Annotated in this window: 1 pseudogene; it reads left to right on the top strand. The window is 59.8% G+C overall.

The annotated features are described in order from the left end of the window. Positions 1 to 437: pseudogene (locus CVH10_RS25700) on the top strand (integrase); the annotation flags it as partial. Positions 438 to 475: the final 38 nt, after the last annotated feature.

Genomic DNA, 475 nt, shown 5'->3' with positions numbered 1-475 from the left:
ACCTCCTATTGCTGCCCGGATCGGGCGCACCATTGGAAAGTGCGCAGCCGGCAGCATTGTGGCTGGCGCAGGACGGCCAAGCCCTCACCCCCGCGGCATGGCAGTCGATATTCCGGCGTACCAGCAAGAAGTTGTCGGAGGACATGGGCTGGGACCTACACGTATCGCCCCATACCCTCCGGCATACCTTTGCCGTCTACTGGCTTACACACCTCGTCAAAGCGGAAGTGATGAGGCTCGACGATCGATCTGTCCCGGATCGAACCGAGGAAATCTACATGAAGGTTGTCAGCGACCCCTTGCGCCGGGTCCAGCGATGGCTGGGTCACGCCAGCGTCCTGACCACTGAAAAATATCTCACCTACCTCGATGAAGCCTTCGAAATCGTAGATCAGGCGGCCGAGGCGCTGGACTCTCGTCTGATGGGCTTCTTCTAGCAGTGGGTCGCCCTCGCCTCTCGTTCCGCGATTTACCT

Origin of the sequence: Halomonas sp. ND22Bw, assembly GCF_003011945.1 — a bacterium.
GTDB classification, from domain to species: Bacteria; Pseudomonadota; Gammaproteobacteria; order Pseudomonadales; family Halomonadaceae; genus Halomonas; species Halomonas halophila.
Note: the sequence above shows the minus strand (reverse complement) of the source record. Positions and strands in the feature narration are given on the sequence as shown.